Source organism: Deinococcus marmoris DSM 12784 (genome assembly GCF_000701405.1).
Taxonomy (GTDB): Bacteria; Deinococcota; Deinococci; order Deinococcales; family Deinococcaceae; genus Deinococcus; species Deinococcus marmoris.
Map to the genome: position 1 here is coordinate 1 of NZ_JNIV01000086.1, position 19,442 is coordinate 19,442.

Annotated in this window: 16 protein-coding genes and 3 pseudogenes; 6 read left to right on the plus strand and 13 right to left on the minus strand. The window is 65.5% G+C overall.

What is annotated here, in order from left to right; translation table 11 throughout:
• A pseudogene (locus tag Q319_RS0117425) lies at nt 1-293 on the plus strand (hypothetical protein); the annotation flags it as partial.
• 84 nt (nt 294-377) lie between these two features.
• Here Q319_RS0117425 and Q319_RS0117430 read toward each other — a convergent pair.
• The 7 genes from Q319_RS0117430 to Q319_RS0117465 form a co-directional block, all read right to left on the minus strand.
• Nucleotides 378-869 carry a hypothetical protein gene (locus tag Q319_RS0117430; RefSeq protein WP_029483736.1) on the minus strand — a complete coding sequence of 164 codons (492 nt, stop codon included), beginning with the start codon at nt 867-869 and terminating at the stop codon, nt 378-380.
• Nucleotides 870-1,020: 151 nt separating this feature from the next.
• Nucleotides 1,021-1,617, minus strand: a complete 597-nt coding sequence (locus Q319_RS0117435) for a hypothetical protein (protein WP_029483737.1) — start codon at nt 1,615-1,617, stop codon at nt 1,021-1,023.
• Between the two features lie 14 nt (nt 1,618-1,631).
• The gene (locus Q319_RS0117440; RefSeq protein WP_029483738.1) at nt 1,632-2,519 is read right to left on the minus strand and encodes a phage NrS-1 polymerase family protein; all 888 of its coding nucleotides are present in this window, start codon (nt 2,517-2,519) and stop codon (nt 1,632-1,634) included.
• Nucleotides 2,516-3,901, minus strand: a complete 1,386-nt coding sequence (locus Q319_RS0117445) for a zinc ribbon domain-containing protein (protein WP_156039424.1) — start codon at nt 3,899-3,901, stop codon at nt 2,516-2,518. Before Q319_RS0117445 ends, Q319_RS0117440 begins: the two co-directional genes overlap by 4 nt.
• A 339-nt stretch (nt 3,902-4,240) precedes the next feature.
• Nucleotides 4,241-5,137: a DNA-binding protein gene (locus tag Q319_RS0117450; RefSeq protein WP_081846129.1), complete on the minus strand. Its 897-nt coding sequence runs from the start codon at nt 5,135-5,137 to the stop codon at nt 4,241-4,243.
• 560 nt (nt 5,138-5,697) lie between these two features.
• A complete protein-coding gene (locus Q319_RS0117460) occupies nt 5,698-6,432 on the minus strand; it encodes a hypothetical protein (RefSeq protein ID WP_156039425.1) in 735 nt (244 codons plus the stop codon).
• The gene (locus Q319_RS0117465; protein WP_029483742.1) at nt 6,429-7,103 is read right to left on the minus strand and encodes a hypothetical protein; all 675 of its coding nucleotides are present in this window, start codon (nt 7,101-7,103) and stop codon (nt 6,429-6,431) included. The genes Q319_RS0117460 and Q319_RS0117465 overlap by 4 nt, the downstream gene beginning before the upstream one ends.
• A gap of 280 nt (nt 7,104-7,383) precedes the next feature.
• Here Q319_RS0117465 and Q319_RS0117470 point away from each other — a divergent pair, with 280 nt between their 5' ends.
• On the plus strand, nt 7,384-7,869 hold the full coding sequence (locus Q319_RS0117470) for a hypothetical protein (RefSeq protein WP_029483743.1): 486 nt from the start codon (nt 7,384-7,386) through the stop codon (nt 7,867-7,869).
• Nucleotides 7,870-8,050: 181 nt separating this feature from the next.
• On the opposite strand, the gene Q319_RS0117475 is transcribed toward Q319_RS0117470, so the two are convergent.
• From Q319_RS0117475 to Q319_RS0117490, 5 genes and pseudogenes are all read right to left on the minus strand, one after another.
• Nucleotides 8,051-8,536 (minus strand): hypothetical protein, encoded by a 486-nt coding sequence (locus tag Q319_RS0117475; RefSeq protein WP_029483744.1) that lies wholly within the window; start codon nt 8,534-8,536, stop codon nt 8,051-8,053.
• A 36-nt stretch (nt 8,537-8,572) separates the two neighbouring features.
• Nucleotides 8,573-9,076, minus strand: a pseudogene (locus Q319_RS28990) (DnaB-like helicase C-terminal domain-containing protein); the annotation flags it as partial.
• A gap of 55 nt (nt 9,077-9,131) precedes the next feature.
• Nucleotides 9,132-9,920 (minus strand): annotated as a pseudogene (locus tag Q319_RS29155) (DnaB-like helicase C-terminal domain-containing protein); the annotation flags it as partial.
• Entirely contained in the window at nt 9,917-10,942 is a 1,026-nt protein-coding gene (locus tag Q319_RS0117485) for a hypothetical protein (RefSeq protein ID WP_156039427.1), read from the minus strand. The pseudogene Q319_RS29155 and the gene Q319_RS0117485, both read right to left, overlap by 4 nt.
• Complete coding sequence (locus Q319_RS0117490) at nt 10,935-11,264, minus strand: helix-turn-helix domain-containing protein (RefSeq protein ID WP_029483747.1); 330 nt, start codon at nt 11,262-11,264, stop codon at nt 10,935-10,937. Before Q319_RS0117490 ends, Q319_RS0117485 begins: the two co-directional genes overlap by 8 nt.
• 80 nt (nt 11,265-11,344) lie before the next feature.
• Here Q319_RS0117490 and Q319_RS0117495 point away from each other — a divergent pair, with 80 nt between their 5' ends.
• The 4 genes from Q319_RS0117495 to Q319_RS24755 all read left to right on the plus strand — a co-directional run bounded on the left by Q319_RS0117495 (nt 11,345) and on the right by Q319_RS24755 (nt 18,879).
• Nucleotides 11,345-11,983 carry a helix-turn-helix domain-containing protein gene (locus tag Q319_RS0117495; RefSeq protein ID WP_156039428.1) on the plus strand — a complete coding sequence of 213 codons (639 nt, stop codon included), beginning with the start codon at nt 11,345-11,347 and terminating at the stop codon, nt 11,981-11,983.
• 74 nt (nt 11,984-12,057) lie between these two features.
• On the plus strand, nt 12,058-13,374 hold the full coding sequence (locus tag Q319_RS0117500; protein ID WP_029483749.1) for a tyrosine-type recombinase/integrase: 1,317 nt from the start codon (nt 12,058-12,060) through the stop codon (nt 13,372-13,374).
• A 110-nt stretch (nt 13,375-13,484) separates the two neighbouring features.
• Nucleotides 13,485-16,868, plus strand: coding sequence for a helicase-related protein (locus Q319_RS0117505; protein ID WP_029483750.1), 3,384 nt, complete (start codon nt 13,485-13,487; stop codon nt 16,866-16,868).
• Between the two features lie 37 nt (nt 16,869-16,905).
• Entirely contained in the window at nt 16,906-18,879 is a 1,974-nt protein-coding gene (locus Q319_RS24755) for a DNA methyltransferase (protein WP_051655513.1), read from the plus strand.
• 228 nt (nt 18,880-19,107) lie between these two features.
• Here the strand turns inward: Q319_RS24755 and Q319_RS27325 are convergent.
• A partial coding sequence (locus tag Q319_RS27325) for a transposase (RefSeq protein ID WP_029482883.1) occupies nt 19,108-19,442 on the minus strand: 335 nt, incomplete at its 5' end.

The window sequence follows — 19,442 nt, forward strand, 5'->3', positions numbered from 1 at the left end:
CGAGTGAGCAGCACTGCGTGCTGGTCGTTGAAGACGGTGCAGGCTTTCATGTCCCTCCGCTGGAGGGACATCCCCCCGGCATTCAGACCATCACCATGCCCGCGTACTCACCAGAACTGCAACCTGTAGAGCGCCTGTGGGACCTCACCGACGCCACGGTTGCCAACCGCTGGTTTGAAACGATGGATGACTTCACCGATACCCTGGGCCAGCAGTGTGCCTGGCTCGAAACCCAGCCGAACCTCCTCTCCCAGCAGACCCTCTTTCACTGGTGGCCTCTGTCAAGAAATTAATCGGAGTCCGTATGACACCAGCGGGTTTCCGAAGGGGCCCAGCCCACCGCACTGCCCACCCGCAGCGCGTGGCGCCCAGCAACGTCAACGGAAGATGCGAAGCACGTCCTCGCTGATTTCCTGAATGAATTTGCGAACATAAAATTCGACTTCGTTGGGGTTCATGGACCGCCATGTGCCGCTCTGGTCACCTTTCTTCTCCCAGCCGAATGAGTCGAGGGTGGCCTTCAGGGTGTCCTCGGTCATCACCATTTCCTGGGGAAACAACCTCCCCGAGCCGATGTACACGGCCTGTCCTGTCGTGGCGGCCTCGACGAGCGCCGGTACGTTGGCGAGTGTGCAGGGCAGAATCTTGAGGTCCAAGCTATGCCAGGGATCATGGCGATGCACAGTGGTTCCTTCCAACCCGGCACACCAGACGTCGTAGGCAGCAACAGCCGCCGACTCGTTGTCGTAGACGCCCAACAGACGCGGCGGGAAGAGCGTCGATGTGTTGGAAAGAAAGGGGTTGGACGCGATGATCAGGGTGACGACTTTGTCGCCGGCGTGGATATTTTGTGGGATGTACTGGTACATGGTGGCTCTCCTGTGGTGTGGTTGGCAAAAGGCGCGGTGCTGGGAATCCCCCTGTGGATTCCGCACCTTTGTGCCGTGTGGAACATGGATTTTTGAATCAGTCGACGGTATGCTGAGTCCCAGGACGGACGCTCCTGCGCCGTCCTGGGACTCAGACCATCAAATCCACGGACCAGTGCATGGCACCGTCGCGCCACACGTGGTGGATGTAGGCCAGATCCTGGCCAGGATCAACATCGAGGCTCCAAGACGTCGCCGGAAAATGCGCAACCTGTGCGCCGAACAGCGCCTCCCAGGCATGCTCCGGGACGCCCGCCGGGTCCATCGGCACGGTGCCCACGCCCAAGACGTCCACAGCACTGTGGGCCACTCGGCTGATCAGCCCAGCCCCGGCCACCAGAAACGGCGCCGGAACAGCGGGCAGTTCTTCGAGCCGCTGCTCGCGCTGCACGGTCATCAGCACCTGGTAGCTGCGAATGGCGTAGGCCACGCAGCCCACCGGCACGTCACTCAACACGGGAAGCGCCGTGAGCGCGGTCGCCGCTTCGTCCGGTGTCTGTCGGGGGAGGTTTTCGCCGCCCAGCAGCGCGGCGAGGGCGACGGCTTCGCCGTTCAGCCGCAGCCGTGCCTGTTCGGCGCAGAGGGTCATCACGATGTTGTGGGCGGTGCTGAGCCGGAGCAGCCGCCGGGCCTGTTCAGGGCTGGGAAAGAGTGGGATTTCATCGAAATCAAGAAGGGTTTTTGTCATGGTGATGCTCCTTTTCAGGTGGAGAGAATGAGGTCGAGGGTGGCTTCGGCATAGGTGCGGCCGTCATGTGTAGCGCGGCGTCTCCAGCGTTCTGGCCGGTACAGCGCGCTGGCTGCCCAAAGTCGCTGGAGCTGGGCGGGGTCACGGGTGTGGCCGCTGAGCAGTCGCAGCAACGCCAGGTCGGCGCGGCTGTGATCGCCGGCGTAAGCGCTCAGATCGCCATGGTCAAACAGGCTGCTGAACTGTGAGGCGACGCGTCCCCGGCGCAGGGAATACACAACATCTCGATCGTTGAGCGGAAGCGGCTGGGACTGCGCGCGGTCCCGGGGCACCCAGCTCGCCGGCGCCACCAGCCGGGCCTGTAGCGCCACGAGTTCTGCGCCGCGCGACATCACCGCGAGCCGGGTGCTGACCAGGCGGGTGCCGGTTAACGCTAAAAACCCGCTGGAGATCAGCTCGACGCCGTTCCCCCGACGTCGGCCAGCAGGCAAGGATCCAGCGGCGACGATGTGCAGGCCGCGTCCACTGCACGAGATTTCGGTGTAGCTGTCGAGTTGATCGACGATGGCGCGGGCCTCGTCGGTGATCTGGCCGTCCATCACCACATCGTCCAGGTCCACCGCAACCAGGGATTTGGGATCAGCCTCGGACAGCGCGATGCCGACACCGTCGACATGGCCCGCCGTCAGCAGTTCGAGCGCCTCGGAAAACAACAGGTGATGGTGTCCAGCCAGTGGGTCCACCGGGTAGGTGCGGCCGCCGCTGACCCTGACCGGCACTTTGCCCAGACGCCCAGACGTGCGCTGGACCAGCTGGTACCCCAGATACCGGCGCTGGCCGTGATGGGTCAGTGGCCAGCCCGCCAGCAGACAGGCCACAGCATCCTGATGCGGAGTGGTCATGGGCGCCGTCCCTGCCCGGCGAGAGCGCGCTGGCGGTGGTTGCGTGCGGCGTTGATGTCTACAGGTTCCCGGTGGCCGCAAGAGCAAGAGAAGGTGGTGCCGCGCGGACGGGAACCAAGCCTGCCACAACGCGAACAGGTGGCTGTGGAGTGCCCAGGGGGCGCGAGCAGCACCTGGACGCCGTGCAGCGGGGCCAGCGTGATCAGCCAGTCGATCGAGGCCCGCAGGCCGGTGTAAACCGCGTACTGAGCAAAATTATTTTTCCGCCAGGTAAACCCACTCCAGCGGACGTCCTCCACCGCACAGGCCCGGTGCATCAGCGCCAGCGCCAGCATCTGCGCGTGTGCTGGAGCCATGCGCCGGTACAGCGCTAAACGCAGCTCAGCCTGCGCGCGGCGCTCGTTGTGTGGCCGCGTCAGCGGCTGACCCGCTGGCCCGTGGTCTGGTGGCTCCCAGACGCCCCCGCAGGGCCGGGAAATGACGCCGCTCAAGTTCGCGGACGCGTAGGCCCACACATTCCGTTGCCCAGGATCGAGGCCCAGCGTATCGTCGTGCATCCAGCGCACCTGCTGGCCTGAGACCTGGAATGACCAGACCACCTCCCAGCCTCCCCCGGGAACAGCCCGAACAACGGTTTTCTCCTGCCAGAGCGGCGTGTTTTTTGGAGGCGCAGGCGGAAGCTGCTGTCCATCGAGCATGATCCGCGCGGCGGCATACCGTCCACGCAGGCGCAGGGCCTCACGTTGGGCGTCGCGGTCGCCGTGATCAAGCCAGGCCCGGTCCACGGCGTCCAGCCGCCCCGCTTCCTTTGCCAGCCGTTGCGCGTGCTGATGCCACAGCGCCGCGCGGAACGGTTCTGGCAGCAAGAAAACGTCGGCCAGCACCACAGCGTCGGTTGTCGGACTCAGAGCCGCGATCTCCAGCGTCACCTCATCCAGTGGCTGCACACCGTTACCCAGATGCAACTCGGCCCGGCGATCAGCACTCCAGGCGTGAGGCAAGTTACTGGCCTGAACGTTCTGACTCCGGCCCAGGGCGCGCCAGTCGGCGAGAATTTCAGTGGCCACCCAGGTCACTGCGGTGGCTGGCAGTGCATCACCCCAGCCGCTCTGTTGACGTGCGGCACGAATCTCGTCTTTCAGGGCCTTCAGGGTCAAGGTGGGCACCCGTGCCTGGCCAGCCGGAAGGCCAGGCAACGCCGGTACACCTTGACTCTGAACGGCGCGCAGGATCGCGTCCTGGAGCGTGCCCGAGTGCCCAGCAGCCAGATGATGGAGATAGGTGTTCAGGACGTGCTGTACGTCGCGGATACCGGTCCAGAGCTGCCGCAGGGCACTTTCCTGCGCCGGTGTCAGGTGCAGGGCCTGGCGAAACTCAACCACTGACACGAGCACGCAGTTTTTGACCTGTGACGTTTCCGGACTGCTGAAGCAGGGTCCAGTCAGGCTGTAAGCTCATTTTTTGGTGTGTTTTTTGAATCATTTTTTCCCTCCACCACACCTCTTTACATCTACTCTTCGGGGCTTCCCATTCCCTCCTCCCGTGCGTCAAAAAGAGCCGGGCATCGTGCCCGGCTCGCGCTTTCCTTCTTGTCTCTGGTTTGTTTTCTGGACCCCTCAACCTGTCGTTGATTTCTCTGGTGGACGGTTCCGGGTCACCGGCTTGATCTGAGCATCGCGGGGTTCGCTGGGGCGGGCCAGACCCTGTGCCAGCAGTTGTTTTTACGTTTCAAGTTGATCTCGTAGTGTCTGTAAGGCCCCCTGGGCCTGCGCGCGTTCCTCCTTAACCTGATCGAGTTGCTTTTTTAGTTCGGTGACGGTGGCTTCACCTGCTTCGCGGCTGGCCTGGAGTTGGGTGTCCAGTCCGGCGATACGTTCGCCTGCCGCCGCCAGTTGCCGCGTCAGGTCTGCGCGAAGCTCCTCGAGGCGGCCCCTGGCTTCCTGAGCCGCGCCGATCAATGCAGCGGCGTGCTGCTGCTGATCGGCCGTACGCTGCACACCACGCTCATCACGTTCGCCGGCGAGCGTGGTGTGCAGGCGATCCAGTTGGGCATTCAGATCGTTGAGGTGCTGCTCGAGGCCGTTCACGCGGCCACTGTCCACCTTGCGTTCCTCACGTTCCCGCACCAGTTCCTGTTCCAGCGCAGTACGGTCCATCTGCGCCTGTTCTTCACGCTGCTGGCCAGCCGCCAGGTTGCCCCACAGTTCGTCGGCCTGCTTTTTGAGGTCTTCGTTCTGGGCTTCAACCGCAGAAGCGAACTCGGCGGTTTCCTGGCGGTTTTCTTCGGCCACCGCCAGTTCGTTGCGGTGACGCTCGTAGGCACCCTGGAGTTGCAGGTCCGCCTCGGCAGTGGCGGCCTTCCACACCTGCTGTCCAAGAACTTCCAGGGCCTCAGCCACTGGAGTGGGCGGCGGCGGCAGGACCACAGGCTGGGCCGGCTGAGCCTGGATCGGTTGATCGTTCTGGGCCTTCCACTCCCGGACCAGCGGAGTGAGGGTGTCCATAGATCCCGTTTGCAACTCCTCCCGAACCCGCGCAACGGTGACCCGCACGCCCCGTGCTTGCACTGCTTCAGCAGCGCGGTTGACATCCTCGATCGTGACTCCTGCTCGTCCCATTCCAACCTCCTGAGATGGCGTAACGTATTCCGGAATACGGTGTAATGCACTCCGTTTGAAACGCGTTTAATGTCGTGCTGATCAGCTGATTTCTATACTTGAACGCTCTCCTCCAGCGTCTGAGCGAGATCACTCAGACGCTGGTTGACCGGCGCGGGCCCGACTCAGCGGGCCACCTGCGGCCATTGCAGACGCAGGTCCAGCTGCTGACGCCCCCGCGCGGCTGGCCAGAGCGCGACATAGCTGGCCAGGAACTCCGCGCAACTCAGCTGCCGCCGCAGCAATGCTGGAAGCAGGCAAGCGCCGCACTCCAGCGGCGCATGCAGTCTGGATAGGTTTTCGTGGCCGCCAGCGGCCTGGAGAGGCAGTGGAGCTTTCATGACCCTGGTGGGTCTGGGTTTGTGTCTCACGCTCCGTATCCTGGCACCACCCCCTTTGGGCGATTTTCAGGCGCCGTGGCCTTGCAAATCTGGCCATCCCACGATGTGGGCGCGTTTGAAACGCACCCGACACGACGTTTTGTCCCCTGGGCCCACCGTGGGGTCAGGGGGCCTGGAAATCTAGCCGCGCAGCACCAGCAGGCCCACGATGCCGAGACCACCCAGCCCCAGCCCCCACATCACGCCTTGCAGCGTGCGCCGGATCGCCACCAACTCCAGTTCCAACGCCCGCTGAGGCCGGTGCAGGTCAGCGGTGTGATGTATCAGTTCCAGCGCCTGCTGACCGATCCGCAAGGTACTGTCGGCCTGCGCGGTGTGGTTCGCCTGCATGCGCTCTAGGTGGTGCTGCACCTGCGGGAGCTCGAGCGTGGTGCGGCGCATGATTTCAAGCATTTCATCGGCCACCTCACGCTGCTCCTCAGCGGCCCCGAGCAGACCGGGAGCTACTCCAGCCAGACTGCGCTTGAGCGTCTGCAAATCGGCCACTAGCTCGCGCAGCACCGTCATGTCGCCCAGAACGCCGCCCTCCTCGTCCGGAGTGTCGTCAATCCAGCCCGCCTGCGAGAGCAGTTTTGCCAGCGCCGCTTCCTGGCTGACCGCCCGGCGCGCTGCTTTTTCTGCCCGCGCCTCGGCCATCAGAATCAGCAGTTGCTCGGGGTACTGGCGCCCACCAGTTGTGCTGGTGGGAAGCGGGCAACACAGCAGGCCCTCGGCAGCATCCCCGAAACGTCGCAGCGCCTCAGCCGTCATTTGCAACTGCTGCCGCGCCTGGCCCGCCGGAACCAGCGCGCCGTATTCGCCCCGGTCCATTTGCTCAGCGAGATCGGTAGCCCCACCTACCGCAGTGGGGGTCACGGCGTCACCGCCTCAGACTGGATACGGAGCCGTTGCCCCCCGGGCCCACGGTGGGGTCTCGGGCTGGTCCAGTCGACGGTGCGCACGACGCAAATGGCCGACGGGGGAAGCGCCGCACGGGCCACCCCCATCAGAAACTCGGTGCGCTCCCGGGTGGCTGCCCCCCACATCTGGGGCCGTGGCACATCGCCATAGCTGGCTGGCCGGGCGTAGGTCTGCATGCGTACGGCCAACACGCTGTGGACGTGCGAACCGACGTCGTACTCGATCCACCACTGCGTCAGTTGGCCATCGTCCCAGCGTGCCCAGACCGCGTCTGGGACCGGTACCGCCGCCCATACCCCCGGGGAAATTTGGATACCGCCCTGGTGGGCCAGGACGGTCCACTCAGACCATGGGGCCTGACACAGAAGACGCATCGCCGCCGTGCCGGCCAGCTGGCGCAGCAGGTCGCCGTCGTACGTGGCAACTTTTTGATCACAGCAAAGAAAGGTCACCGACTGCGGGCGGCTGTTCCGGGTCAGCCCCAGTTCACGCACCACGATGCGCATGCCCGCCTGATGGGCGTAATGCAAGACCAGTTCTGGCGGCCAGCCGGTCAGGCGTTCGGCCTGCCACAGAGTCAGGACCAGATCGAGGCGCAGGGCTGATTTGAGTTTTTCCATGATCACAGTGGTCTCCTGGTGGCCCCCACGGGGCCACGCTGAGCAGAGGCCGTTCCGGGCCATGCGCTCAGGGGTGGGCTTGGTGTTCTTCTCTCATTCATACCTGCACCGGCTGCTGCGCGTGCGGAAAATGGGTTGCGCGCAGATGGACTCTTTTCCCAAGGAGCCTCAGCGGTGAAGATCAGCCGGCTTGAGTTTCGGCGCAAAGCATCAGGATGAAATTTCAGCCTGCCTCTGCCCAGCCCGATCAAAAAGGCACCGAAAAGTGGCGTGCCAGGCTGAAACCATGAACAACCCACTCACCCCTCTTCAGAACGCGATCGACGCGCTCAACGTGCTGGAAGGCCGCATGGCGTTGGCGGGAGCCAGCGGCATCACCATCATTTTCGATGACACACAGGCGGCCGAGCTGCGCCGGACTGTGGCGGCGGCACCTGATCTCCTCACCGCCCAGAAGTGCCTGGCCCGTGCGGTGTGTGACGCCGACAGGCGCGCCCAGGCCCTGGCATCAGCCGAACTGCCAGACACCTTCAACCCGCGCACAGGGACAGCCCCCTCACGCGACGAGGAACGCGAACGGCGTGTCGCCGAGCTGCTGGCCCCGCTGCTCGACGTCGCGCAGATCATCGGCACCGCAGAAGACCACGCCTATGAAAGGCGAGCCTTCAACCTGGGTTCAGTCCACGCAGGGTGGGACCCTGAGTGGCCAGACGATACTTACAACGGTCCAGATGAGGAGGGTTTCTGGATGGAACCCTGTCTGGAAGGATAAAAACGCCAACGCCGGGCCAACCACCCGTCTTGCTCGAACTGGAACCAGAATGAAGCGGATGATCTCGGCTGACGCTGCTGGGAAAGTCCGAGCCATGCACCCTGATGGGCGCTTGCTGCAACCTGCCCAGGTCAGCGTTCAGAGGCTGTACGGAGCGGCACCCATCCTCCAGACCACGCGGTCAGGGCGTAGGCTCGGTGTTCCCCACTTCGGCCTTCAGAGACGCTGCCCAGTGGGGCCGCCAGTCCAGAGCCTCGGCGGGCAGCCGCATTTTCTGGGCGAGCTTTACGGCCTGCCCCGCCTGAAGCTGGGTCTTGCGGGCGCGCCAGTGGCCCACGGTCTTGGTGGTGACTGAAAACAGGTCGGCCACATCTTGGCGGTCCAGTTGCGCGGCGTCCAGGGCCTCGGCCAGCGAGGGGGGCCGCAGGGGCACCAGGTCAGCGGGCGTCACCTCGCGCAGCAGCAACACGCTGTCGCCCACGGTGGCAACGTGCTCGGTCAGGAGCGTCGCCATCACCACAGGGACGTCCCTGGCAGGCAGCCCAAGTTCGGCCAGCGCGGCCTTGAGCCGGTCCCCGGTGAGCACCTGCAATCGGGCCTCCTGCCGGGCAAACACCATGACGGCCAGGGCGTAGCTGCGGGCGAGGGTGAGCACGTCGTGATCCATGGCCCCACCGTAACAGTGGCAGGGGGTCTACGCCGCTCAAACGTTCCCTGGGGGCAGTGGCAGCAGACGCTGGTAAGGTCCATCAAAGCGGGCCATCACCGTCCCCACGACGCCGTCACGCTGCTTGGCGATGATCAGTTCGATCAGCCCGGCGTCCGCCGAGTCCGGGTGGTAGTACTCGTCGCGGTAGAGCAGCAGCACGTTGTCGGCGTTGGCCTCGATGTTGCCACTTTGTCTCAAGTCGGCGAGCATGGGGCGGCGGTTGGGACGGGTCTCGACAGCGCGTGACAGTTGAGCCAGCAACCAGACCGTCATGTGGTGTCGCCGCGCGGCCGCCTTGATCCGCGCGGTGATGCGGCCCAGCATCGTCGTCTCGTCGGTGCGGCCATCGTCGGCCTGGATGACGTGCAGGTGGTCGATGACGATCAGGCGGCTGCCAGCGGAGGCGGCGCGCACCAGCGCGGCCTCGACGTCGTCGAAGGTCACGGCCCGGTCGTCGATGCGCAACGGCAGCGTGCTGATGCGTTCGGCCGCCTGATCGAGGCGCTGTAGGCCCCGCTCCGGCCCCCTGCGCGGCCAGCACCAGGTCTTTCAGAGAGCACCTGGCCTCGCGGGCCAGGGTCCGCACCGTCAGCTGATCGGCCGACATCTCCAGGCTGATGACCGTGACCGGAATGCCGCCCTGAGCGGCAGCCAGCGCAAACCCCAGCCCAGTGAGGGTTTTGCCCATGCCAGGGCGCCCGGCCAGCACGTTGAGCTGACCTGGAAGCACCAGCAACTGCTGATCGAGGTCCGGCAGGCCGCTGGGGATCAGGGCGGAGCGTTCGGGCGGAGTATGAATCCGGCGCACCACGTTCCCGGCCAGTTCGCCCAGAGGGCGGCCTGCTGGCTCACCGGGATGTGCCCCGGCGATCAGGACGTTGAGGTCATGCAGCGCGGCGCCGAAGGCCCGGGGCGACTCGTGGTTGCTCTGGCCCAACCGCCGCAGGGCCTGATTCACCCGTTGCTGGTGGCCCGCCGCCTGAATGGCCGCGACGTGGTCCTCGAAGGCAGCGGGCGACGAGGCCTGATCGGCCAGGCGGTGCAGGTAAGCCAGCCCGCCGATCCCGGCCAGCCGGGCGTCTCCCAACGCGGCGGCGACGGTAGCCACGTCCACCGTACGGCCCGTCAGTCCCAGCATCGCCGTCCACACGGCCTGCTGCGGGCCGCTCAGGGCGGCGGCAGTGAGACCGAGTTCTTCCAGGCGGCCGCGCGCTCCGGGGGAGGTCAGGGCCGCGCCGAGCAGGGCTTCGCCCGCAGGCTGCGCCGCGCTGGGCACCGGGGCGGGCGGCGCGTCTTCGGGGGCTGCCCGCTGAGACGGCGGTGGACGGCGGCGGGCGGTCACGCGATCACCTCGTACCCGCCCAGATCGTGCAGCGCGATCTCGCTGCCGTCGTCGAACAGCAGCGCCGGCCAGACTCCGGGCAAGACGTCTTGAACTCGGGCCGTGACCTGGCCCGCCACCCGCAACTGTCGGTCCAGCACCTGGGCCTTCAGGGCCTCGAGATCCACAGCGGGCGCGATGTCAGCGGTTCGGCCCCGCCGCGCTGCGCCTCCCTGCGGTGCGGCTCCCCCTCGAATCAGACCCGCCAGGGCGCGTTCGAGGTAGGCCACGGGATGCCGGACCCCCGGTTCCAACGCGGCCTGCATCACCGCCGAGACCCGGTGGGCCCCCGGACCCTGCTGCGCCGCTTCCAGACTCGCCAGCAGGGCCTGGCCGCGTTTCGACGAGGCAGACACGCCTCCACGCGCCAGCACGGCCTGCACGGGGCTGACAGGAGCCTCCGGCGCACCCTCACCCCCCCTGGGTGCCGCTTCACCCGCCTGCGGGCCGCAGTCAGGGTCAGACGTTCCGGCACCATCAGAGCTGCACTGGGCTTCCGGCTCCACCCGGCGTGCCGAAGGCGCGTCCGGCGCTTTGGCTTCTATCTGGATAGAGGGTGACGCGCCGCACGCGGTTTCTCCGCGTGTGGCTTTTCCGCGTGCGGTGACGGTGACCCCGCCGGTGGACCGGTGACCGGCCGTCTGGGGCCACGCCGGCGCCGAGGGCGACACGGCGCGGAAGACGTAGTGACCGCCCCCGAACCGGCCCCCGCTGCGGGGGGTGCGGACGTACTCGGCGTAGCCCAGGGCCTCCAATTCGCGCACGGCAGTCCGGATCGTGCTGACACCATCGGAAAAGTTGCTGGCGATCTCGGACAGGTGAAACGTCCAGCCCCGGGCCAGTACGGTGCGCGGAATCGACTGACGCGCCAGCGCGTAGACCAGCACGCCCCGCGCCTTGGCGCTCATGCGCGAATCGAAGACCGCGCCCAGCGGCACGGCGACGTGGCCGTCGGTGGTGCGCGGGGGCACCGGCTTATTCACCTTGCGCCTCCTCCAGGGCGTCCTGCCTCGCCCGCGCCGCCGCCTCGCTCGCGTGGGCCTCGAAAGCGGCGATCACTTGGCGCCGCGAGTAACGCCAGCCGTTGCCGACTTCCCAGGCGGGGAGGACGCCCGTGCGGGCCAGATGCAGCAGTTCGGGCTGACCGATGCGCAGCACGGCCGCCATCTCCTTGGTGTTCAGCAGGGACTCGGGGGTGTCTTCATCACCCTTCTTCGCCGATTCTGCGGCGTGAAGCAGAGCGTCGAGACGCTTGAGCAGCGTGGGGAGGAGGGCCAGCAGTTGGATCAGGTCTTCGATTTTCACCCCCGGAACGCTGGCACCTTCACTTTTTAGAAAATATCTTCCTTTTTGACTTCTTTAAGAAGTTGCGGCATACTTCGGCCATGAATCAGGAGTCTTCCTCCGTCTGGACGGGGTCCGTGCAGTACCCGCCCCAGCTCCCGTTGACGCCAGCAGGCGACGCCCCTGGTCTCAGCCAGGGTCTGGCACCGGTCCCTCGAAACCATGTGCTGCAACCGCTCAGCAGCGAGCAGGCTGGGCAGTTGCTGCGGCGGCGGCGCCAGGCGCTGGGCCTGAGTGCACAGGCGGTGGTCGACGCCACGGCCATGCCCCGGGTGCAGTACCTGAGCCACCTGGAGCGCGGGGGGGTTCACGCGGCCCGCTCCCAGTACTGGCCAGCGTTGCAGGCGGCGCTGAAGCTGTCAGGTGCGGATGTCGCGGCCATCGAGGGGCAGGACGTCGAGAGGAAGGAAACCATCCCCGATGTGCGCTATCCCCTGCCTGAGTCGGCCCTGGTGCAGGGAACGGGGACGCAGGCGTATCAGTTTGGTCCCGATGTGCTGCTTGTGGACCACACCCAGTGCGTGCTGGAGCGCGGCCGCGAGTATCTGGTGCTCGTGGACGGAAACGTGGTCCGGGGCCGCGTAGTCGAGGCCGACCCGCTGGCCGTGGTGGTACAGGACCGGATGATGCCGGGCGTTCAGGTGCTGGGCCGCGTGACCTATATGGGCCGCAGCGTGTAGAGAAACGCGGCAGCAGACAATCAGTCAAACAGGGAAGAATTTTTCTCCAAACCCATCCAAGGAAGCTGTTCCCCATGAGGAAGAAAAAGACCACCAGCGAGGTCCAGCCGAAGAAAACGAAGAAGGTCTACACGGCGCGCGGCACCGTTTCGATCTCGCCGCGCCGTGATAAGCGCTACACCGCCAGCGTCACGCTCGGCGAGGCCATCAACGGCAAGCGCAACCGCCGCACCACCACCCGCAACACGGCGCAAGAAGCGTTGAAAGCGGGCCTGGATCTGATCGCGAAATACCACGACAAAATCATTCCGAGCGTCGCAGAAGTGCTCACCGTAAGCCAACTGCTGGTACGGGTCCACCACGCGTACGAGTACGACAAGCTGGAATACAGCACCCAGTGCAACCAGGCCTGGCTCAACCAGTTGGTCGACAAGTGCATCGGCGATGTGGCGGTCCAGGTCCTGGACAAAAAGAAGGTTGTGGAGATGATCGACGAGCTGCGCAAGGAACACGTCGAAAGCACGGTCACCAAGGCGTACCGCCACCTGCGCCGCGCGCTGGATGTGGCGGTCCAGCAGGAACTCGTGATGAAGAACTGCACCCGCGAGATCAAGCGCCCCCCGAAGGACACAACGCCCAGGGTGCCAGAGGGCTGGGTCAAGGCCGACGTCCAGCGCATCCTGATGACCACCCGGCAGGCGGCACCCCAGATGTATCCCCTGCTGCTGATGGCGTTTGCGTCCGGGACCCGCATCGGCGAACTGCTGGGGGCCCGCCTGACGGACTATGACCCGGCATCAAACACCCTGACCATCGAAGGGACAGCCAAGCTGGACGGCGGGCGGGGCAAGGGCAAAACTGCCGCCGCTGACCGCAAGATCACCCTGCCCGACGCGGTCAGGCCGGTGATGCTGGCCCACCTGGAAGCCCTGCGTGTCGCCCAGGAGCGGGCCGGCGCTGCCTGGGGGATCAAGCGCGCCGTCAAGGAGGAAACCCGCCAGAAACAGCGCGAGGCGGCCCTCAAACAGCATGGCAAAAACTACAGCCAGGCATGGTCTCCGTCCGTGACGCGGTCCACCGAGACGCATGCGTGGTTGTTCCCAACCTCCCGGGGCACCCGCATGTCCGCCCAAATCGTTGCGCGCAAGTGGAAGGTGATCATCAAACAGGCGGGCGTGCCGTCCAAAACGTTTCACCGCATCCGCGCCACCTGGATCACGGCGGCCCTGAAGGCCAATCGCCCCCTGCACGAAATCCAGCAGGCCGTCGGCCACGCCTCGCCCGAGATGACCCTGCGCTACGCCGAGAGCGTGCGCGAGAACAAGACGGCCCTGCACGTCGGCCAGGAACTGGGGCTGGATGATCTGGACGCTCCGGGGGACACTGGCTAAGCCACGGGGCGGCGCAGGCCTGCGCCGCCCCGTGGACAGGTGCGTGGCTGGGGGGGGGTTCAGATCTCCACTGTGAAGTGCCGGCCATGGGCTAACCTGCGCTCAGATTCATGCCAAAAATTCTCGACAACATCGACCTGAAACTGATCGACGATCTCCGGGTGTCCATGCAGTCCGCTGTACGCGCCGACTTTTGCGTGGGCTATTTCAACCTGCGTGGCTGGAAACTGGTTGATGACCTGGCCGATCAATGGTCTGGGCAGGGCGACACCAGGACGCGGTTGATGGTGGGCATGCAGGAACTGCCCGAGGGCGAGCTGCGTTCCTCGCTGACCCTGCTGGAGCAGCCCGGTGGCCTGGACAACCAGACCGCGGTGCGCCTCAAGCGCCGCGCTGCCGAGGCTTTCCGGGAACAGTTGATGCTGGGCGCCCCCTCGAACAGCGACGAGGCCGGGCTGCGCCGACTGAGCCGGCAACTGAAATCGGGCAAGGTGCAGGTCAAGCTGTTCCTGAAGTTTCTGCTGCACGCCAAGCTTTACCTGGTCCACCGCAACGATCACGCCGCGCCGCGCATCGCCTATGTGGGAAGCAGCAACCTGACCTTCGCGGGTCTGAGGCGTCAGGGCGAGCTGAACGTCGATGTCCTGGACGGCGACTCCACCCAGAAGCTCGCTGACTGGTTCGAGGACCGCTGGAATGACCGCTGGGCGCTGGACATCACGCTGGAACTCGCGCAGATCATCGACGAGAGCTGGGCGGGCGAGCAGGGCCACACGCCCTACGAGATCTACCTCAAGATGGCCTACCACCTCGCGCGCGAGGCACGCGCCGGCGTCGGCGGGTTCCAGATTCCCAAGGACCTCGCCCGCATCCTGTTCCCGTACCAGACGGCAGCGGTGCAGATCGCGGCCCACCACCTGAACAAGCGCGGCGGCGTGATGCTGGGCGACGTGGTGGGCCTGGGCAAGACGTTGATGGCCACGGCCCTGGTGCGCGTGATGCAGGAAGCCCAGGACGTCCGTACCCTGATCATCTGCCCGGTCAACCTGGTGCCGATGTGGGAGGACTACGTTCACCAGTACGGGCTGCTCGCCAAGGTGTTGCCGATCAGCCGCGTGACGTCGGTGCTGCCCGACGAGAAGCGCTACCAGGTGGTGCTGATCGACGAGAGCCACAACCTGCGCAACCGGGAAGGCAAACGGTACCGCGCCATCCAGGAGTACATCGCCTTCAACGAGAGCAAGGTGGTGCTGCTCTCGGCCACGCCGTACAACAAGAGTTACGAGGACCTCGGCGCACAACTCCGCCTGTTCGTGCCCGAGGACGCCGACCTGGGCATCCGCCCGGAGATGCTGATGCGCGAGGTGGGCGAGGCCGATTTCCGGGCCAAGTACCAGGCTCCTGTGCGCAGCGTCGCCGCCTTTGAAAAAAGCACCTACCCCGACGACTGGCGGGACCTGATGCGGCTGTACCTGGTGCGCCGGACCCGCTCCTTTGTTCAGGCCAACTACGCTGAACAGGACCCGGCGGACGGGCGCCGCTACCTGACCTTCGGCGACGGGCGCCGCGCGTACTTCCCGGTGCGCCGCCCCCGCACCGTGACCTTCAGCGTGGACGAGAGCGACCCCGAAGACGCCTACGCCCGCCTGTACGCGCCGGCGGTGGTGGAGACCATCGGGCAACTGGCCCTGCCCAGATACGGGCTGGGCAACTACATCAACGACAAGACCCGGGGCGGCGGCACGCCCGTTGAAAGAGACCTGCTGCAGAACCTGGGGCGGGCCGGCAAGCGGCTGATCGGCTTCTCGCGCACCGGCCTGTTCAAGCGCCTGGAGAGCGGCGGATTCACCTTCGTGCAGTCGCTGGAGCGCCACATCCTGCGCAACTATGTCTTCCTGCATGCCTTAGAAGCGGGGAAGCCCCTGCCCATCGGCCCGCAGAACGCCGAGTTGCTCGACGAACGCGACGACGACGAGGAAACGCTGTTCACCGCTGACGGTGACGTAACCACCCCCGAGGAATCGGCGGACACCCTGGCGGGCGAGGCTGATGTCGACGCCCTGGCCCTGACCGAGGCGGCCTACCGGGGGCGCGCGGCCCAGGTCTATGCCCAGTACGAGACCCGGTACAAGAGGCGCTTCAAATGGATCCGGTCCGAGCTGTTCACGAAAAAACTGACCACCGCACTGCGTCAGGACGCCCGCGCGCTGCTCGGCGTTCTGGACGCGGCGGGCGAGTGGTCTCCGGCCAACGATCCCAAACTCAACGCCCTGCACGAGTTGCTGACCACCACGCACCCGGACGAGAAGGTGCTGGTCTTCACCCAGTTTGCCGACACCGTGCAGTACCTGGTTGAGCAGCTCCGTGCGCGTGGCCTGACTTCCGTCGAGGGGGCAGTGGGCGGCAGCGCGGACCCCACGGCCCTGGCCTGGCGCTTCTCGCCGCGCAGCAACGGCAAGGTGGTTACTCCAGAGCAGGAGATCCGCGTCCTGATCGCCACCGACGTGCTCTCGGAGGGGCAAAACCTCCAGGACGCGCACATCATCGTGAACTTTGACCTGCCGTGGGCGATCATCCGGCTGATCCAGCGCGCAGGCCGTGTGGACCGCATCGGGCAGGAGGCGCGTGAGATCGGCGTGTACTCCTTCCTTCCTGCCGACGGCGTGGAGCGGCTGATCCAGTTGCGCTCGCGGGTGCGCCAGCGCCTCCAGGAAAACGCTGAGGTGGTGGGCACTGACGAGCGATTCTTCGCGGACGACGAGGCCCAGAAGCTCTTTGACCTGTACAACGAAAAATCGGGCCTGCTGGACAGCGAGAGCGACGGCGAGGTTGATCTAGCGAGTTACGCCTTCCAGATCTGGCAGAACGCCCTGAAGCTGGACTCCACACTGAACGCCCGCATCCCCGCGTTGCCCGACGTGGTCTACAGCACCAAGGCGCAGCCCCAGGCCGAGGACGGCCCCCCCGGGGTGCTGGTCTACACCCGCACCGCCAGCGGCTACGACGCCCTGGCCTGGATGGACGAGCATGGAAACAGCGTGACGCAAAGCCAGCTCAAAGTCTTGCAGGCGGCCGAGTGTGGCCCCGATGAACCCGCTTTGCCTCGCCTGGAGCAACACCATGACCTGGTCCGCGTGGGGGTAGACCACATCACCGCGCAGGAGGCAGGTCTGGCCGGTGGGGAACTGGGCCGCCAGAACGGCCCCCGCGCCCGCACCTACGAGCGCCTCAAGCGCTACTGGGACAGCCTGGAGGGTTCGCTGTACGCCTCGCCCGAGTTGCAGCGCGCCATCGACGACATCTACCGCCACCCGCTGCGGGCCGCCGCCGCCGACACCCTGGCCCGGCAACTGCGCAGCGGCATCGACGACGCGGGCTTGGCCGCGCTGGTGCTGAGCCTGCGCGACGATGACCGCCTGAGCCTGAGAAACGAGGACGACGAGGCCCCCCGGGAACCGCAGATTCTCTGCTCGCTGGGCTTGCGCTGCATCTGATTCCCCCAACCACACCAAAGACCGCTAAGGAGTGCACATGAGCAAAGCCACCCTGAACACCACCGAACTCAAGGCCCTGCGCCAGCACCTGCGCGACTTCGAGTTTGCCGATGTGCTGAACGTACTGGGCTGGAATCGGGGGAGCGGCGGCACCACCACCCTGAACGCCGACGGGCAGCAGTTTCAGTTGAAGCCGATCGCCCGGCTGGGCGGCGCGCAGGTCTTTGAAGTGACCGGCGGCGCTGACCCGGCCTCGCTGCCACTGGAGGCCACCCGGCGCAAGGTCAGCGACGAGGTGGTCAGGACGTCTCGTGAACACCTGTTAATTTTCGTGGACGCGGCGCGCACCCAGAGCCACTGGTACTGGGTCAAACGCGCCCTGACCGAGGACGGCAAGCGCCGCACCCAGCCGCGCACCCACACCTACGTGCGCGGACAGCCCGACGATCTATTCGTCAGCAAGCTCTCGGGCCTGTTCGTGGACCTGGGTGAGCTGGACGAGAAGGGTGATATCAACGTCACCGAGGCCGCTCGCCGCCTGAGCAGCGCGCTGGACAGCGAGGCCGTCGTCCGGCGCTTCTACGATGAGTTCCGCACCCTGCGCGAGAGCTTCGCGGAGCAAATCAGCGGGATCAGCGATGAGCGGGACCGGGCCTGGTACGCCAGCGTGATCCTCAACCGCCTGATGTTCGTGTATTTCCTCCAGGGCAAAGGCTTCCTGGGCCGCCCCAGCCCGAGTAGCGACGGGGACCGCCAGTACCTTCAGACCCACATGACCGCCAGCCAGAAACGCGGCCCAGAACGCTACTACAGCGAGTTTCTCAGCGTCCTTTTCTTTGACGCCTTCGCCGCCCCCGAGGATGGACGCAGCGCCGACACCAACGCTCTGGTGGGTCAGGTACCGTACCTGAACGGCGGGCTGTTTTTACGCCACGGCATCGAGCTGAAGTACCCGGCCATCGGCATTCCCGACGACGCGTTTGCCGACGTGCTGACGCTGTTCGGGCGCTACACCTGGAACCTCAGTGATCAGGACAAGCACGCGGGCGGCCTGGACCCGGACGTGCTGGGCCACATCTTCGAGAAGTACATCAATCAGAAGGGCTTCGGGGCGTACTACACACGCCCGGAGATCACCGAGTATCTGTGTGAGCAGACCGTGCGCGCCCTGGTGCTGGACAAGATCAGGGAGCGCCGCCCCGACGACAAACATTTGCACCACAGCCTGAACGATGCCCTCGCCAGCGCCGATGCGGGGTTGGTGCGCTCACTGCTGACCGCCGACGATGGCCTGCGCCAACTGAGCCTGCTGGACCCCGCCTGCGGTTCCGGCGCGTTTCTGGTGGCGGCCCTCAAGACCCTGCTGGACATCTATGCCCAGCTCATGGGCCGCATCGACACCTTCAACGATCCCACGCTGAATGACTGGCGCACGGCCCTGCACGGGCGGCACAAGAGCGCCAACTACAACCTGAAGAAGAAGATCATCACTGAGAACCTATACGGCGTCGATCTGATGGAAGAAGCCGCCGAGATCGCCAAGCTGCGCCTGTTTCTGGCCCTGGTCAGCAGCGCCAACACCCTGGATGACCTGGAGCCGTTGCCCAACATCGACTTCAACATCCTGGCGGGCAACAGTCTGGTGGGCCTGCTGGAAGTGGACGAGACCGCCTACAACGCGCAGCGCGGCAAGGGCGCTGGCATGACTCCGCTGCTGGGCGTGGGCGCAGTGACCTACAGCGACATTCTGCGGAAACGCCGTGACCTGCTGCGGACCTACCGGGAAGCCAGCCGCATGAAGGCGGTGGATCTGGCCCAGATTCGCAAGGACATTGAAGACCAGAAGAAGACCGCTTACGAGTCCCTGGACGCCCTGCTGCACAAGCAGTTCCACGATCTGGGCATTAAATACGAGCAGGCCACCTGGGACGCCGCCAAGGGCAAGGAAGGCAAGCCCAGCAAGCGAGCGCTGATGCTGGCCGACATCACCGCTCTGACGCCCTTTCACTGAGCCTTTGAGTTCGCGGAAGTGATGGAGCGCGGGGGCTTTGACGCCGTGATCGCCAATCCGCCGTGGGACGTGGTCAAGCCCAACGGCAAGGAGTTCTTGCAGTCCTTTGCGCCCACGATCAGCAAGAACAACATGACCATCAAGGATTTTGAGAAGGAAAAGGGCAAGCTGCTGGCCGATCCCGCCATCCGCGCAGAGTGGCCGGCTTCAGTACCGGACAACTTGAGTTCAGGCGGTGCTGAGCGCAGGAAAAGGGTGACTCAGGAGGCCAAAGTAGGCTTCGGCCTGTGGGCGATCCCATCTCAGCGCTCTCGCCAGATATTGCCAGCCATACTGGTACACGCTTGTTGCGCGGCGACCATGAGCCTTGATCAGAATCGGTTTGCACGCGTTCATCCAGACGCCCACCCTCAAACAGCACACCCAGGCCAGCGTGACCAGTCCAAATAACCGCTCCAGTCGGTCAGCGTGGGTCACCGCTGACCGTTCCAGGTCGAAGCCCCGCGACTTCATGCTGCTGAACGTACACTCGATGCTCCAGCGCAGTCGATAGACCTCCCAGG

Coding starts and splice junctions, on each gene's coding strand:
- Q319_RS0117500 (WP_029483749.1), top strand. CDS start 12,058: ATGAGGAAGAAAAAGACCACCAGCGAGGTCCAGCCGAAGAAAACGAAG.
- Q319_RS0117470 (WP_029483743.1), top strand. CDS start 7,384: ATGAACAACCCACTCACCCCTCTTCAGAACGCGATCGACGCGCTCAAC.
- Q319_RS0117430 (WP_029483736.1), bottom strand. CDS start 869: ATGTACCAGTACATCCCACAAAATATCCACGCCGGCGACAAAGTCGTC.
- Q319_RS0117475 (WP_029483744.1), bottom strand. CDS start 8,536: ATGGATCACGACGTGCTCACCCTCGCCCGCAGCTACGCCCTGGCCGTC.
- Q319_RS0117505 (WP_029483750.1), top strand. CDS start 13,485: ATGCCAAAAATTCTCGACAACATCGACCTGAAACTGATCGACGATCTC.
- Q319_RS0117435 (WP_029483737.1), bottom strand. CDS start 1,617: ATGACAAAAACCCTTCTTGATTTCGATGAAATCCCACTCTTTCCCAGC.
- Q319_RS0117495 (WP_156039428.1), top strand. CDS start 11,345: ATGAATCAGGAGTCTTCCTCCGTCTGGACGGGGTCCGTGCAGTACCCG.
- Q319_RS0117440 (WP_029483738.1), bottom strand. CDS start 2,519: ATGACCACTCCGCATCAGGATGCTGTGGCCTGTCTGCTGGCGGGCTGG.
- Q319_RS0117450 (WP_081846129.1), bottom strand. CDS start 5,137: ATGGGACGAGCAGGAGTCACGATCGAGGATGTCAACCGCGCTGCTGAA.
- Q319_RS24755 (WP_051655513.1), top strand. CDS start 16,906: ATGAGCAAAGCCACCCTGAACACCACCGAACTCAAGGCCCTGCGCCAG.